Source organism: Herbaspirillum camelliae (genome assembly GCF_001929405.1).
Classification (GTDB): Bacteria; Pseudomonadota; Gammaproteobacteria; order Burkholderiales; family Burkholderiaceae_D; genus Herbaspirillum; species Herbaspirillum seropedicae.
Genome location: NZ_KV880769.1, coordinates 3079924 through 3093438, shown reverse-complemented (window position 1 = coordinate 3093438; position 13515 = coordinate 3079924). Strand labels below are relative to the sequence as shown.

The 13515-nt window shown below is 60.6% G+C and carries 11 protein-coding genes; 6 read left to right on the top strand and 5 right to left on the bottom strand.

The genetic code is table 11. The annotated features are described in order from the left end of the window. Positions 1-1098, bottom strand: coding sequence for a site-specific integrase (locus tag BGK68_RS13670; protein ID WP_083657809.1), 1098 nt, complete (start codon positions 1096-1098; stop codon positions 1-3). A gap of 384 nt (positions 1099-1482) precedes the next feature. Between BGK68_RS13670 and BGK68_RS13665 the strand changes: the two genes are divergently transcribed. The 3 genes from BGK68_RS13665 to BGK68_RS13655 are packed head-to-tail and all read left to right on the top strand — an operon-like array spanning position 1483 to position 3662. After that, the gene (locus BGK68_RS13665; RefSeq protein ID WP_143433046.1) at positions 1483-1740 is read left to right on the top strand and encodes a hypothetical protein; all 258 of its coding nucleotides are present in this window, start codon (positions 1483-1485) and stop codon (positions 1738-1740) included. A gap of 33 nt (positions 1741-1773) precedes the next feature. Next, positions 1774-2778 (top strand): DUF2515 family protein, encoded by a 1005-nt coding sequence (locus tag BGK68_RS13660; protein WP_075257552.1) that lies wholly within the window; start codon positions 1774-1776, stop codon positions 2776-2778. Between the two features lie 32 nt (positions 2779-2810). After that, complete coding sequence (locus tag BGK68_RS13655) at positions 2811-3662, top strand: hypothetical protein (protein WP_233149314.1); 852 nt, start codon at positions 2811-2813, stop codon at positions 3660-3662. 507 nt (positions 3663-4169) lie between these two features. Here the strand turns inward: BGK68_RS13655 and BGK68_RS13650 are convergent. Beyond that, positions 4170-5078, bottom strand: coding sequence for a LysR family transcriptional regulator (locus BGK68_RS13650; RefSeq protein WP_083657808.1), 909 nt, complete (start codon positions 5076-5078; stop codon positions 4170-4172). A 103-nt stretch (positions 5079-5181) separates the two neighbouring features. On the opposite strand from BGK68_RS13650, the gene BGK68_RS13645 reads away from it, so the two are divergent. The 3 genes from BGK68_RS13645 to BGK68_RS28610 all read left to right on the top strand — a co-directional run bounded on the left by BGK68_RS13645 (position 5182) and on the right by BGK68_RS28610 (position 9344). Then, the gene (locus BGK68_RS13645; protein WP_075257549.1) at positions 5182-5970 is read left to right on the top strand and encodes a substrate-binding domain-containing protein; all 789 of its coding nucleotides are present in this window, start codon (positions 5182-5184) and stop codon (positions 5968-5970) included. Positions 5971-6008: 38 nt separating this feature from the next. After that, on the top strand, positions 6009-7307 hold the full coding sequence (gene tcuC, locus BGK68_RS13640) for an MFS transporter (protein ID WP_075257548.1): 1299 nt from the start codon (positions 6009-6011) through the stop codon (positions 7305-7307). A 408-nt stretch (positions 7308-7715) separates the two neighbouring features. Next, on the top strand, positions 7716-9344 hold the full coding sequence (locus tag BGK68_RS28610; protein ID WP_075257547.1) for a methyl-accepting chemotaxis protein: 1629 nt from the start codon (positions 7716-7718) through the stop codon (positions 9342-9344). Between the two features lie 52 nt (positions 9345-9396). Here BGK68_RS28610 and BGK68_RS13630 read toward each other — a convergent pair whose 3' ends face one another. The 3 genes from BGK68_RS13630 to aceF all read right to left on the bottom strand — a co-directional run bounded on the left by BGK68_RS13630 (position 9397) and on the right by aceF (position 13475). Continuing rightward, positions 9397-9870 (bottom strand): hypothetical protein, encoded by a 474-nt coding sequence (locus tag BGK68_RS13630; RefSeq protein WP_075257546.1) that lies wholly within the window; start codon positions 9868-9870, stop codon positions 9397-9399. A gap of 131 nt (positions 9871-10001) precedes the next feature. Then, on the bottom strand, positions 10002-11777 hold the full coding sequence (gene lpdA / locus BGK68_RS13625) for a dihydrolipoyl dehydrogenase (RefSeq protein WP_075257545.1): 1776 nt from the start codon (positions 11775-11777) through the stop codon (positions 10002-10004). Positions 11778-11807: 30 nt separating this feature from the next. Then, on the bottom strand, positions 11808-13475 hold the full coding sequence (gene aceF, locus BGK68_RS13620) for a dihydrolipoyllysine-residue acetyltransferase (protein ID WP_075257544.1): 1668 nt from the start codon (positions 13473-13475) through the stop codon (positions 11808-11810). Between the last annotated feature and the right edge of the window lie 40 nt (positions 13476-13515).

The following is a 13515-nucleotide window of genomic DNA, read 5'->3' as shown; positions in this document are numbered from 1 at the left end:
TTAGCCCAGTTTTTTTGCAAGGTCGCTTGCTCTCAAGTGTGTATAGCGCTTCAACATTTGCAACGTTTTATGGCCCGTAACCGATGCCACTTCCATCAAGTCCAACCCCCGTTCAAAAAATCTACTGGTTGCCTCTCGTCGGAGGTCATGGAATCGTAGTCCCGTGATATAGCCAGGGTTCAACGCAATTTCTTTCTCAGCGCATTCTTTTTCGTATTCCTTGCGCGCCCTTCGCTTTGCGGCTTCCCACGCGTCCCTCAGCTGTTTTTCATTCACAGCAAATACATTTTCAGAGGAGGGATCGGGCAGCTCTTTAATGATTCCAACCGCTCTTCCGCTGAGCGGGATCACTCTGTCTTCACCATTTTTTGTGTCTCGAAGAACCGCAGTATGCGAAAGGATATTCACGTCTTTCCGACGAAGGTTAAGAATCTCTCCCCTACGCGCACCCGTCTCCACTGCAAATTCAAACAGAGAGGCGACGTAGGGATTTCGAGCCCGCTTCAGTTGCACGAAGATTCGCTCATATTCCCCGACCTCCAGTCTGCGATCACGAGCCTTACCGTTCGCAGGAACCTGAACCGTTCGCACAGGATTTTCCAGGCTCATACCCCAACGCCGAATTGCGGTTTGAAAGACGCTTGATAGCAGCATCAAATATTTGCGTAAATTATTTTCCGACCAACCTTCATTTCTGGCAGTGGCCATGAATCGGGAGACAGCATCGCGACCGACCAGAGAGATGGGCAATCTAGAAATTGGATATCTCTTGAGCTTGCCAATTTTCGTTCGCTCCACCGCGGCCCCTTTCTTAGCCGGTGTGATCTCTCGCTCGTACCGATCAAGCAAGGCACCAAGCGTCATCTGGGCAGCCTCCTGCTTTCGCTGTTTCGCCTCAAGTACAAGTCTGTGCGTGGGATCGATCGTTGCATCCGATTTCATTCGATCCCTGTAGGCACGTGCATCTTGTAGAGAATCGAAGGTTTCATCAATGCGTAGACCTTTGATTGTCAGGCGTACACGGAAGGAATAGCCGTCGCATCTGACGGTAATGTTCTTGTCGATGGTTCGTTCAGAGAGTTTTTTGAGAGCTGGCATACAGAGTTAGATTTGACCAAATTTGACCTAGAAATACGATAAACCGCATCTCTCCCTCTGTCTAAGCCCGTGATATACTCGTTTTTACCGAATTAGTGTCGCTAGCCTCAAAATCCCGCGCCGCAAGGCGTGCCGGTTCGATTCCGGCTCCCGGCACCACACAGTATTGAAAGTATTGAACGAAGTCCGATGATGTTCTTAAACCCGCATGTCTGCCGACACAGCGGGTTTTTTATTGTCTGCAGGATTGGCTAACTTCTTTCAGCATCCCCCCCCATCCTCCGTGTTTCGAACACCCTCGCAGCCGGCGAGAACTTTTTCCCCGGCTGCCTGTCTCTAAGTCGCCTATGCCAGCAAGGCGCACCGTCACCGCAACATTTGTCTTTGCGCAAACAGGTCACAAACAATCCATCGCCCGCCGATGGGGATAATGACAACGACAATGAGGCCAAGCACATGATTCCCGCTTCCCCAAACTCTTCGGACCAAGGTCTGCTGCCATTGAACCTGGCCACTTCGGAGGCCCCCTCCGCTGTCCTCGCACCCCTGTTCGGCGCTGACCTGTCGCAGAGCGCGCCTGATCACCACGAGGACGCGAAATTTGCCATGGAGCGGCTCAAGGTCGTTGCGACCAAGAGCTGATCTCGAAACAGATAAATCAACAGGACACACCCAATGGGCGCTCCGGACAAAGTAGAGTCGCAGACCAATACGACGGAAAAATCCTGCAAGGAACTGAAGTGTGACTGCAACCTCATGTGGTCGATGATCCAGCAGATGAGCACCAAGCGCCTGTGCACCCTGCATGGACGCAACGAAGGCTCCATCATCCCGGTCTTCAGTGATCGCGCCCGGCGCATCTCCGCCACGTATGCTCGCTTCTATCTGGAGAAGGAAGACTATGGCGAGCCGACCAAGAAGGGCCGCTTCTACTGGATGGCGCTGGGCGCCTTCGCCAGCAAGACGGTAGCCTGTTCGCTGGACGATCTGCGGGTGCCGATCATCGATCCGGTATTCAAGGGCCTGGCAAAAGGCAATCTGTGGCTGTTCTATGACATCAGCGGATGGCACTGGTATTACACGCGCTTTCGCAACAGCTTCGATCAGTGCGTCTCGTGTCGGGACGCCTCTGCCTATATCAAGCCGGTCAAGGACCAGGTCGCCAACTATCCCTGGAAGGATGAAGCGCTGCCCAAGATCGCCAACATGCACAGGCACGACCACATCGTCGAGGCATTCGACCTGGTCAAGCAGATCGAATCCACCAGGCCCGGCGAAGACCAGGAACGACTGAAGTACCAGCATCTCATCGCCATTGCCAATCATGAGCAAGGCGTGATATTGCAACCCCTGATCTACGATGACGCCTGTTTTGCAGGTTGGGTATGGGTGCAGCGCTTGCGCGGCATCCGCTCGCTCTCGCCCAAACTCCAGATGGCCTTCACCAGCGCCTGCGACATCGACGACCAGAAATTGAAATCAGAGGCGCCCAAGGAGACCGTTCTGGAAGACTTCCAGAGCCGTATGCAATGGATTACCAGCGTCGCCGATATCTTCCATGACCTGATGCAAAGGCAAGGAGCGTACATGGAAAGCCAGTTGAATGCGATGGCGGACTGGGTCAACATGGACCAAATGCAGAACTATCAACCGACCTACATGTTTGGCGCACCGCTCTGAACGCCACCACTGCGATGATACGAAAACGCCTCATGCGCCTTGGCGCGACCTTGTCTGCAGCCTTGCTCGTCACACTTGTCAGCGCTTGCTCACCCGACCACAACGAGAACGTCCAGAAGATGCCCGAAACCATCGAAATCACGCCCAACCAGTCCGGCAAGGCATTGCTTGCGCGCTACCCGCACCAGATCAAATTGCTCAACCGGCCGCCCAACGTCAATTTCTATTCGGTGGACTGGCCGCGCAATGCACTGGGGACCGTCCAGATCAAGACTGGAAATCACGTCGCCGTAATCAACGACGTGCTCGGCATTTCGGGAAGCGATGATCCCAACTTTGCCGGTGAAGATATTGTCGAGTGGCACGTGTATGCAGGTCTGGCGACCGAAGAGGAAATACCGCATGACCTGGCGCGTCAGCGCTTCCTGGCGCTGCTGCAGGAAATCCGCAAGGCGGGCTGGCAACGTTATGTGGGACGCGGCCATCCGCGCCTCAAGGGCAGCGCTGCTTTGCGCTATGCATTGAGCTCCCCCACCTATGCTCTGGATCCGGACTATCCGCTCTCGCTGCAAGAGTGGATGAGCATGCCGGACGACACCATGTGGCGCTTCCAGCTGGAGAACGCCTATCTCAGGTTGACCTTGACCCGGGACGCCCAGCGCAAGGATGTCAACAAGAAGGGAGCGTATTTCGTCAAACTCTCCCTGAACGGTGCCAACGAGGAGGCCCGCCGGATCGTCGGCCCGGCCAGGAGAGCCGACTGGCAAGCCGCCTTGCCGGAAGAACTGAAGTTGCTCAAACAGGACAGGGAGCGTGCAGAGCAAGTTCTCAAACAGCAAGGGGTGGCAATCGACGAGAGCTACCAGGACCCCAGGCTGCCCTGATCTCTTCACGCTGACTGGATTGCCTGCCGTGAACACCTCCTGTCTGCAGGGCAAAGGAGGGATCATGCACGAAGCAGGCTACCCGTTCACCCAGGAACATCCGGCGGCTTCTCCGCGAAAATAATTTTCTGCCGTCGACGTATCATTTTTTTTATCCAGGCTATATAATCGCCCCCTCTCCGAAAAAAGACATTTCGGAGAGGATTCAAAAAACCCGGCCAGAACGGTTTTTTGAAGGCAAGGCGAGAACCGGCAACACCAATCCACATTGCCCGGACTGCAACGAATACATCTGAAAATGGCTCTCGCATGCGAGGGCCTTTTTTATGGCCTGCAGTTTTGCAAATAATTTGCGCAACCGCTCCCAAAGCCCCGTCCCTACAGGAAACTTATCCCCGATTTGTGTGCATAAACCTGTGGATAAGCGATTTCGTCGCAACGCTAGCGCCGGTCCCGCCTGCCCTCCCAATAAACCGCACAAAAAATAAGCAGCAACCGCGCAAAAACCTACTTGCCCGACCTTGTCGAAATGGCATCGCGCAGGGCTTGCGCCAGGGTCGCGGCAGCCGGCTTCAACACCCTGCCCTTCAAGGTGATCAAGCCCATGGCGCGGCTCAACACGGGGCTGGTCACAGGACGCGCCACGATGCCCTTGTAGGGCGCATTGCGGATGGCCAGTTCCGGCAGCAGGGCCACCCCCAGCCCGACGGCGACCAGGCTGATGGCGCCGGCCACGTGATTGGTCTCGTACTGGATCACCGGGCGCTGCGGCACGCGCGAGAAGGCGTTGTCGATCAGGCTGCGGTTGCCGCTGCTGGACGAGACCGAGACCAGCTTCTCGCCCGCCAGTGACTTCCAGTTCAGGCTGGCGTGCGCGGCCAGCGGATGGTGCGTCGGCATGACCGCCAGATAGCGCTCGCGCGTGAGTTCGGCAAAGTCGATCTCGGCTTCCTGCGCACCGATGAAATTGACGCCAAAGTCGGCCTCGCCCTTGCGTACGCTCTCCAGTACATCGGCCGCACTCTCGTCGATGATGCGCACGCGCACGTTGGCGTGGCTGCGCGCGTAACGCTTCAAGACCTGCGGCAACAGATTATTGGCCACCGAAGGGACGCAAGCCACGGTGACGTGCTCGCGCCGCTGCGCCATGCGCTGCTCGACACTCTTGACGGCCAGCTCCAGCTCTTCCATCACGGCCTGGGCATGGACCAGGAAGAGCTCGCCAGCGGGGGTGAGCGAGACGCGCCGGGTGGTGCGGTCGAACAGGCGCTCCTGCAGGGCCTGCTCCAGGTTCTCGATGCGGCGGCTCAGCGCCGGCTGGGTGATGAACAAGCCCTCGGCCGCGGCGCGAAAGCTTGACTGGCGGGCGACGGCGATGAAGGCCTGCAATTCGGCGGTCTCGATATTGATGCGCATTATTTATCAATCCTTAGATTAAATGCATTTAACTTTTCAAAGGATACTCCGCAAACTGCCGTGTTTTAAACCGAAAAACGATACCGACCAATAGGAGATCCTCATGAAAAGCCTTCTGTCCTCCAAGACCCTGCAGCGCAGTGTTCTCGCCCTGCTCATCGGCGCCACCAGCGCGCTGGCCGCAGCGGCCGACATCCACGTGGTCAGCTCGGGTGGCTTTGCCGCTGCCTACAAGACACTGGTGCCGGAATTCGAAAAGAAGACCGGCCACAAGCTCATCTCCGGCTGGGGCCCGTCCATGGGTGAAACGCCGCAAGCCATTCCCAATCGCCTGCAACGCGGGGAGCACATCGATGTGGTGATCATGGTCGGCGATTCGCTGGACAAGCTGGTGGCCGCAGGCAAGGTCTCCAAGACCGAGCACAAGCTGCTGGCGCTCTCGCGCATTGGCCTGGCCGTCAAGGCCGGCGCGCCGCGCCCGGATATCTCTACCCTCGACGCCTTCAAGCGCACCCTGCTCACGGCCCACTCGGTGGTCTATTCGGATAGCGCCAGCGGCGTGTTCCTCTCCACCAAGCTGTTCAAGCGCCTGGGCATCGACCAGCAGATGGCCTACAAGGGCAGCATGATCCCGGCCGAGCCGGTGGGTCAGGTGGTGGCGCGCGGTGATGCCGAGATCGGCCTGCAGCAGATCTCCGAGCTCAAGCCGGTCAAGGGCATCGACATCATCGGCCCCATTCCCGAAGAAGCCCAGCAACTGACGCCGTTCTCCGCCGGCGTGGTGGTCGGCACGCACGAAGCCGAAGCGGCCAAGGAACTGCTGCACTTCCTGGCCTCGCCTGAGGCACAGGCGGCGATCAAGGCTTCTGGACTCGATCCCGCGCCGCGCTGAGCACGGGTCCAGGCAAAGAGAGAACGAGAGAGACTGACATGACCACAACCACTACAAACGCCAAACACTCCAAGCTGTCCACGGTCCTGCGGGTCACCAGCGGCAATTTCCTGGAGATGTTCGACTTCTTCCTGTACGGCTTCTACGCCAGCTACATCGCCAAGACCTTCTTCCCGTCGGACAACGAGTTCGTTTCGCTGATCCTGACCTTCGGCACCTTTGGTGCGGGCTTCCTGATGCGTCCGCTGGGCGCCATCATCCTGGGCAGCTACATCGATCGCGTGGGCCGTCGCCAGGGCCTGATCGTGACGCTGGCCATCATGGCCATCGGCACGGTGTTGATCGCCTTCGTGCCCGGCTATGCCACCATCGGCGTGGCCGCGCCGATCCTGGTGCTGACCGGACGATTGCTGCAGGGCTTTTCGGCGGGGGTCGAGCTGGGTGGCGTGTCAGTCTATCTCGCCGAAATGGCCACGCCCGGCAACAAGGGCTTTTACGTGAGCTGGCAATCGGCCAGCCAGCAGGCGGCCATCATGGCCTCTGCCCTGATCGGCTATCTGGTCAGCCAATCCCTGTCGCCGGTGCAGATCAGCGACTGGGGCTGGCGCATTCCCTTCTTCATCGGCTGCATGATCGTGCCGGCCATCTTCATCATCCGCCGCTCGCTGCAGGAAACCGAAGAATTCCTGGCGCGCAAGCGTCATCCCAGCTTCGGCGAAATCATGACCTCCATCGCGCAGAACTGGAAGATCGTGGCGGCCGGGATGATGATGGTGGTGATGACCACCGTGTCGTTCTACCTGATCACGGTCTACACGCCGACCTTCGGCAAGAACGTGCTCAAGCTGTCGGCCTCGGACAGCCTCATCGTGACCTTCTGCGTGGGCCTGTCCAACTTCTGCTGGCTGCCCATCATGGGCGCGCTGTCCGACCGCGTGGGACGTCGTCCGGTACTGGTGGCCTTTACGCTCTTGACCTTGTTGACGGCCTATCCGGTGATGTCCTGGCTGGTCTCCGACATCAGCTTCAAGAACCTGTTGATCACCGAACTGTGGCTGTCCTTCCTCTATGCCAGCTATAACGGCGCGGCGGTGGTGGCGCTCACCGAGGTGATGCCGGCGCATGTGCGCACGGTCGGTTTCTCGCTGGCCTACAGCCTGGCCACCGCCATCTTCGGCGGCTTCACGCCGCTGGTCTCGACCTGGCTGATCGAAACCTCCGGCGACAAGGCTGCACCGGGCTACTGGATGAGCTTTGCCGCCGTCTGCGGCCTGCTTGCCACGCTGGTGCTGTATCGCGGCAAGAGCGCAGCCGCCACGGTCAGTCCGACCGCCTGACTCCACGCCTCCGGCGCCACCTGCGGCAGCCGGAGCCCTCTCCCATCCACCCAGCCGCCGCGCCTGATCCTGTCAGGATTGCGCTGCGGCTGCAGCGACCCCCTCTTCCCCCGCCGACGCCGCACGCCCCCCCTTGCTTTCCCCTTCCCGCCCCCCCTCCTGCACAGCGGGCCAGCCGCTCGACACAAAAAATAATCACGTCGTGATGGATCTTTTTCGGACGAGCCTGATCAATAACGTTACAACTCCAGTGCAAAACGTTTGAAAACAAGAAAATACTTGTACAAACCACATGCATTTAGAGGAAATAGCGAAACGAGTTGGCATAAAACCATCTCTGTATCGCTTATATACGGGAAAAATTAGAAATCGCGCAGGGCAGCACAACTCATCTACAGGGGAATTTCCATGAACAAACTGAAGGTATCCACCCGCCTGGCGCTAGGATTTGCCAGTGTCGTCGTTCTGCTGGTCATCATCTCGCTGGTCGGACTGTGGGGTATGGCCACGGTCAAGGGCAATTTGTCCGACATCGTCGCCAACAACCAGCAAGGCGGCTTGGCAGACGTCATGAACAACAGTGTGCGCATCCGCGCGCTGGCCATCCGCAATATCGCGCTATTCCAGGAGCCGGCGCTGATCGCCCGCGAAATCGAACGCATCAAGGTGCAGGAAAAGGCTTATCAGGACGCCAGCCAAAAACTCGGCAAGATGTTCGAGCAACCCGATACCACACGAAGGGAAAAGGAATTATTCGACCTGATCGCGCAAAACGCGGCCGACACCGAGCCCCTGATGAACCAGGCCCTCGCCCTGGCGCAGCAGGACAAGACCGCCGAACTGACCAGCCTGCTGAGCCAGAAGATCCGTCCGGTCCAGGCCAAGTGGCTGGACAACCTGGATGAACTGGGCCGTTTCGAGGATGAACTCAACAGCCAGGCTTCCGCCGCAGCCGACACCACCTACCGAAGCATCCTCACGACTACCTGGGCGCTGGTGGCCGGTTCGGTGCTGCTGGCCGTGGCTGCCGCTTTCCTGATCGTGCGCAGCGTGCTGCGCCAACTGGGCGGCGAACCCGCGCAGGCCCAGGAACTAGCCGCCCAGATCGCCCAGGGCAACCTGGCGGTGAACATCCCCCTGGCCAAGGGGGACCAGCAGAGCCTGATGGCGTCGCTGGAGAACATGCGCGCCCAGTTGACCAGCATCGTCGACGGCATCAAGCACTCAGCGGAGTCGATCTCCACCGCCGCCAGCCAGATCGCGGTCGGCAACCTGGATCTGTCGCGCCGGACCGAAGAACAGGCGGCTTCCCTGGAAGAGACCGCTTCCAGCATGGAAGAGATCACCTCCACGGTCGAGCAAAACACCCAGAACGCCGGCCAGGGCCACCAGCTGGCGCGCTCGGCCTCCTTGCATGCGCAAAAGGGCGGTGAAGTGGTCGAGCGCGTGGTCGGCACCATGAAGGATATTTCCCAGAGCGCCTACAAGATCACCGAGATCATCGCCACCGTGGAGGGCATCGCCTTCCAGACCAATATCCTGGCTCTCAATGCCGCCGTCGAAGCGGCCCGCGCCGGAGAACAGGGCCGCGGATTCGCCGTGGTGGCAACCGAGGTGCGCTCGCTGGCCCAGCGCAGCGCCTCCTCCGCCAAGGAGATCCGGGGCCTGATCGAATCCTCGGTGCAGCATGTGGAAGCGGGCCAGAAGCTGGTCGATGAGGCTGGCCAGACCATGGACGAGGTCGTGCGCTCGATCCAGCAGGTCAATGACCTGATGAGCGAAATCACGGCCGCCTCCAACGAGCAGAGCTCGGGAATCAACCAGATCAACATCGCCATCTCGCAGATGGATGAAGTGACCCAGCAGAATGCGGCGCTGGTCGAAGAATCGGCCAGTGCAGCGCAATCGATGGCGCAGCAGGCCAACAGCCTGCGCGATGCAGTCGCGGTATTCCGGATCGAACAGCCGCAGCCTGCCGTGGCCTACCCGCGAGAACAGGTGATCCATCCGACGATGGGATTGCTCAGCGCAGCCTGAGCCCCCTGCCCGCTCCCGCCCACACTCCCGGCATCGCCGCCCGCCTCTGCTGCTACGCAGCCTGGCGAGCTTTTTCTTTCAGGCGCGCCATGTTCATGCCGATGGCGACTACCACGGCAGAAGCGCTCCAGCACCAGAAGGCTGGATGGCGCGCGAATTGCTGATCGGGTGTGAAGGGTATCCACATCGTGTCCAATGCCACCAGGACAAAGAAGACAGAGGTCGCGGGCCGGGTCAGCAACTTGTCGCCCAAGGCAATGAAGAGGGAGGCAATCAGGCTCAAGTTGACGACGCTGTAGAACGACATTGCCAGGCCCAGCCAACTGGGCTTGTCGAACAGGAAAAACGGCATCATCAACGAATAGATGAAGGCCAGCGCGCCAGGCTCGTCGCCCAGCACAGGCAGCACCAGCGAGAGCATGAACAAGCCCCAGCCGGCCATGATGACGCGGCGGGCGACCTTCAGGTGGGGAGCTGTGTCCGGCTTGGCCGGGTTGACGATGAGGTCGGCAAGAGACTTGGACATGGACTTTCCTGCTTGAACGTAATGGAGCGAGAAGTGAAGGCAAACGCACACGGACGATGCCGCCCCCCAAAAGACAAACGGCGAACCCGAAGGTTCGCCGCCTGCCTTGCTGCCGCCGGGGGCAGGAAGCCTTACTTCTTGCGCTGTGGCGGCAAGTCGGTGCAATGACCTTCCGCCACTTCGGCGGCCATGCCCAGCGACTCACCCAGGGTCGGGTGCGGGTGGATGGTCTTGCCGATATCGACGGCGTCCGCGCCCATCTCGATGGCCAGCGCCACTTCGCCGATCATGTCGCCTGCGTGCGTACCGACGATGCCGCCACCGATGATGCGATGGGTCTCGGCATCAAAGAGCAGCTTGGTGAAGCCTTCCGAACGGCCATTGGCCACGGCGCGGCCGGAAGCGGCCCACGGGAAGTGACCCTTCTCGATCTTGATGCCACGGGCCTTGGCTTCGTCTTCGGTCACGCCGACCCATGCCACTTCCGGATCGGTGTAGGCCACCGAGGGGATCACGCTGGCATCGAAGAAGCTCTTCTCGCCGGCAATCGCTTCAGCGGCCACGTGGCCTTCGTGCACCGCCTTGTGCGCCAGCATGGGCTGGCCCACCAGATCGCCGATGGCGAAGATGTGCGGCACGTTGGTGCGCATCTGCTTGTCCACGGCGATGAAGCCGCGATCCGAGACGATCACGCCCGCCTTGTCGGCCGACAGCTTCTTGCCGTTGGGGCTACGGCCCACGGCCACCAGCACCAGGTCGTACAGTTGCGGCTCGGGTGCAGTCGCACCAGCCTCAGCGGCTTCGAAGCTCACCTTGATGCCTTCCGGCAGGGCTTCCACGGCCACGGTCTTGGTCTTGACCATGACGTTGTCGAAGCGCTTCTCGTTGAACTTCTGCCAGACCTTGACCATGTCGCGGTCCGCGCCTTGCATCAGGCCATCCATCATCTCGACCACGTCGATGCGTGCGCCCAGGGTGGAATAGACGGTGGCCATTTCCAGGCCGATGATGCCGCCGCCGATGACCAGCATGCGCTTGGGCACCTGGCGCAGTTCCAGCGCGCCGGTCGAATCGACGATGCGCGGATCCTGTGGCACGAAGGGCAGGTTCACCACGGACGAACCGGCCGCAATGATGGCGTGCTTGAACTGCACGACCTTCTTGCTGCCATCCGCTGCAGTGACTTCGATGTGGTTGGGGCCGGCGAACTGGCCGTTACCATTGACCACCTGCACCTTGCGGGCCTTGGCCATGCCGGCCAGGCCACCGGTCATGGTGCCGATGACCTTGTCCTTGTAGGCGCGCAGCTTGTCGATGTCGATCTCGGGCTTGCCGAAGGTCACGCCGTGCGAGGCCATGGCGGCGGTCTCGTCGATCACGGCCGCCACGTGCAGCAGCGCCTTGGAAGGGATGCAGCCGACGTTGAGGCAGACGCCACCCAGGGTCGCATCGCGCTCGACGATGACGGTATTGAGGCCCAGGTCGGCCGCGCGGAAGGCAGCCGAGTAACCGCCAGGACCACCACCGAGCACCATCACGTCGCACTGCACGTCGGCGCTGCCGCCGAAGCTGGCAGCGGCCGGTGCAGCCACCGGTGCGGCGGGCGCAGCAGCAGGCGCGGCAGCCGGAGCGGGTGCTGCGGCCGGTGCCGGTGCGGCAGCAGCTTCACCAGCGGCTTCCACCATCAGCAGCAGAGAGCCTTCGGCGACCTTGTCACCGACCTTGACCTTCACTTCCTTGACCACGCCGGCCTGGCTGGACGGGATTTCCATGCTGGCCTTGTCGGATTCGACGGTGATCAGCGACTGATCCACCTTGATGGTGTCGCCGACCTTGACCATCACCTCGATGACTTCGACTTCCTTGAAATCCCCGATATCGGGGACCTTGACTTCAGAGAGACTCATTGTCCTGACTCCGTAATGTTCGGTGGTGGCTTAGAGGAGCGACTTGCGCAGATCGCCCAGCACGTCGGCCAGATAAGCCGAGAAACGTGCGCCCATGGCGCCGTCGATGACGCGGTGGTCATAGGACAGCGAAGTCGGCAGCATCAGGCGCGGCACGAACTGCTTGCCATCCCACACCGGCTTGGTGATCGACTTGGACAGGCCCAGGATGGCCACTTCCGGCGCATTGATGATGGGCGTGAAGGCGGTACCGCCAATGCCACCCAGCGAGGAGATGGTGAAGGTCGCGCCTTGCATGTCGGCCGGCTTCAGCTTGCCGTCGCGGGCCTGAGCGGACAGTTCGCCCATTTCGGTAGCGATCTGGCCGATGCTCTTCTGGTCGGCGTTCTTGATGACCGGCACCACCAGGCCATTCGGGGTATCGGCGGCAAAGCCGATGTTGTAGTACTTCTTCAGGATCAGGTTCTCGCCCTTCTCGTCCAGGGACGCATTGAAGGCCGGGAATTTCTTCAGGGCCGAGACGCTGGCCTTGATGACGAAGGCCAGCATGGTCAGCTTGACCGGCGACTTGGCCTTGGCGAAGGCGTCGTTGGAGGTCTTGCGGAATTCTTCCAGCTCGGTCACGTCGGCTTCGTCGAACTGCGTCACGTGGGGAATCATGACCCAGTTGCGATGCAGGTTGGGGCCGCTGATCTTCTTGATGCGCGACAGCGGTTGCAGTTCGGTTTCACCGAACTTGCTGAAGTCCAGCGACGGCCACGGCAGCAGGTTCATGCCCGAGCCGCTGCCATTGGTCGCCGGTGCGGAAGCGGCCACCGAGGTGGAGCCGGCCATGACGCCCTTGACGAAGTTCTGCACGTCCAATTGCAGGATGCGGCCCTTGGGACCGGTAGCCGGCACGCGCGACAGATCCACGCCCAGTTCGCGTGCGAACTTGCGCACGGAAGGCGAAGCGTGGGCCTTGCCGCCGGTGCTGGTGGCCGAAGCGGTAGCGATGGCGGGCACGGCAGCAGCGGCCGGCGCGGGTGCTGCAGCGGGAGCCGGTGCAGCTGCCGGAGCGGCTGCAGGCGCAGCGGCGGCGGCAGGAGCAGCGGCAGCAGCCGGTGCGCCGCCAGCAGCTTCGATGGTGGCGATGATGCTGCCCTTGGCGACCTTGTCACCCAGCTTGACCTTCAGCTCCTTGATGACGCCGGCGTGGCTGGAGGGGATCTCCATGCTGGCCTTGTCGGATTCCACGGTCAGCAGGGATTGCTCGGCCTTGACGGTGTCACCCACCTTGACCATGACTTCGATGACTTCCACTTCCTTGAAGTCGCCGATGTCGGGGACTTCGATCTCGACGGTGCCGCCGGCAGCAGCTGCCGGTGCAGCAGCAGGGGCCGGCGCCGGGGCCGAAGCCTGAGCGGCTGCGGGCGCAGCGGCGGCGGCTTGCGGTGCGGCGGCAGGCGCGGCAGCAGCGCCCTCGCCTTCGACGATCACCAGCAGCGAACCTTCGGCGACCTTGTCGCCGACCTTGACCTTGATTTCCTTGACCACGCCAGCCTGGCTGGACGGGATTTCCATGCTGGCCTTGTCGGATTCAACCGTGATCAGCGACTGGTCGACCTTGATCGTATCGCCGACCTTGACCATCACCTCAATGACTTCGACTTCCTTGAAATCGCCGATGTCCGGGACTTTTACTTCGACTTGACTCATCTGATGCGCTCCGTTGTTCTGTTCCCAGGCGCTGGGCCGG

Bases quoted from the DNA above. Each gene is read 5' to 3' on its own strand.
- BGK68_RS13650 (WP_083657808.1), bottom strand. From the start codon at position 5,078: ATGCGCATCAATATCGAGACCGCCGAATTGCAGGCCTTCATCGCCGTC.
- BGK68_RS13655 (WP_233149314.1), top strand. From the start codon at position 2,811: ATGCGCCTTGGCGCGACCTTGTCTGCAGCCTTGCTCGTCACACTTGTC.
- aceF (WP_075257544.1), bottom strand. From the start codon at position 13,475: ATGAGTCAAGTCGAAGTAAAAGTCCCGGACATCGGCGATTTCAAGGAA.
- BGK68_RS13660 (WP_075257552.1), top strand. From the start codon at position 1,774: ATGGGCGCTCCGGACAAAGTAGAGTCGCAGACCAATACGACGGAAAAA.
- BGK68_RS13630 (WP_075257546.1), bottom strand. From the start codon at position 9,870: ATGTCCAAGTCTCTTGCCGACCTCATCGTCAACCCGGCCAAGCCGGAC.
- BGK68_RS13645 (WP_075257549.1), top strand. From the start codon at position 5,182: ATGAAAAGCCTTCTGTCCTCCAAGACCCTGCAGCGCAGTGTTCTCGCC.
- tcuC (WP_075257548.1), top strand. From the start codon at position 6,009: ATGACCACAACCACTACAAACGCCAAACACTCCAAGCTGTCCACGGTC.
- lpdA (WP_075257545.1), bottom strand. From the start codon at position 11,777: ATGAGTCTCTCTGAAGTCAAGGTCCCCGATATCGGGGATTTCAAGGAA.
- BGK68_RS28610 (WP_075257547.1), top strand. From the start codon at position 7,716: ATGAACAAACTGAAGGTATCCACCCGCCTGGCGCTAGGATTTGCCAGT.
- BGK68_RS13670 (WP_083657809.1), bottom strand. From the start codon at position 1,098: ATGCCAGCTCTCAAAAAACTCTCTGAACGAACCATCGACAAGAACATT.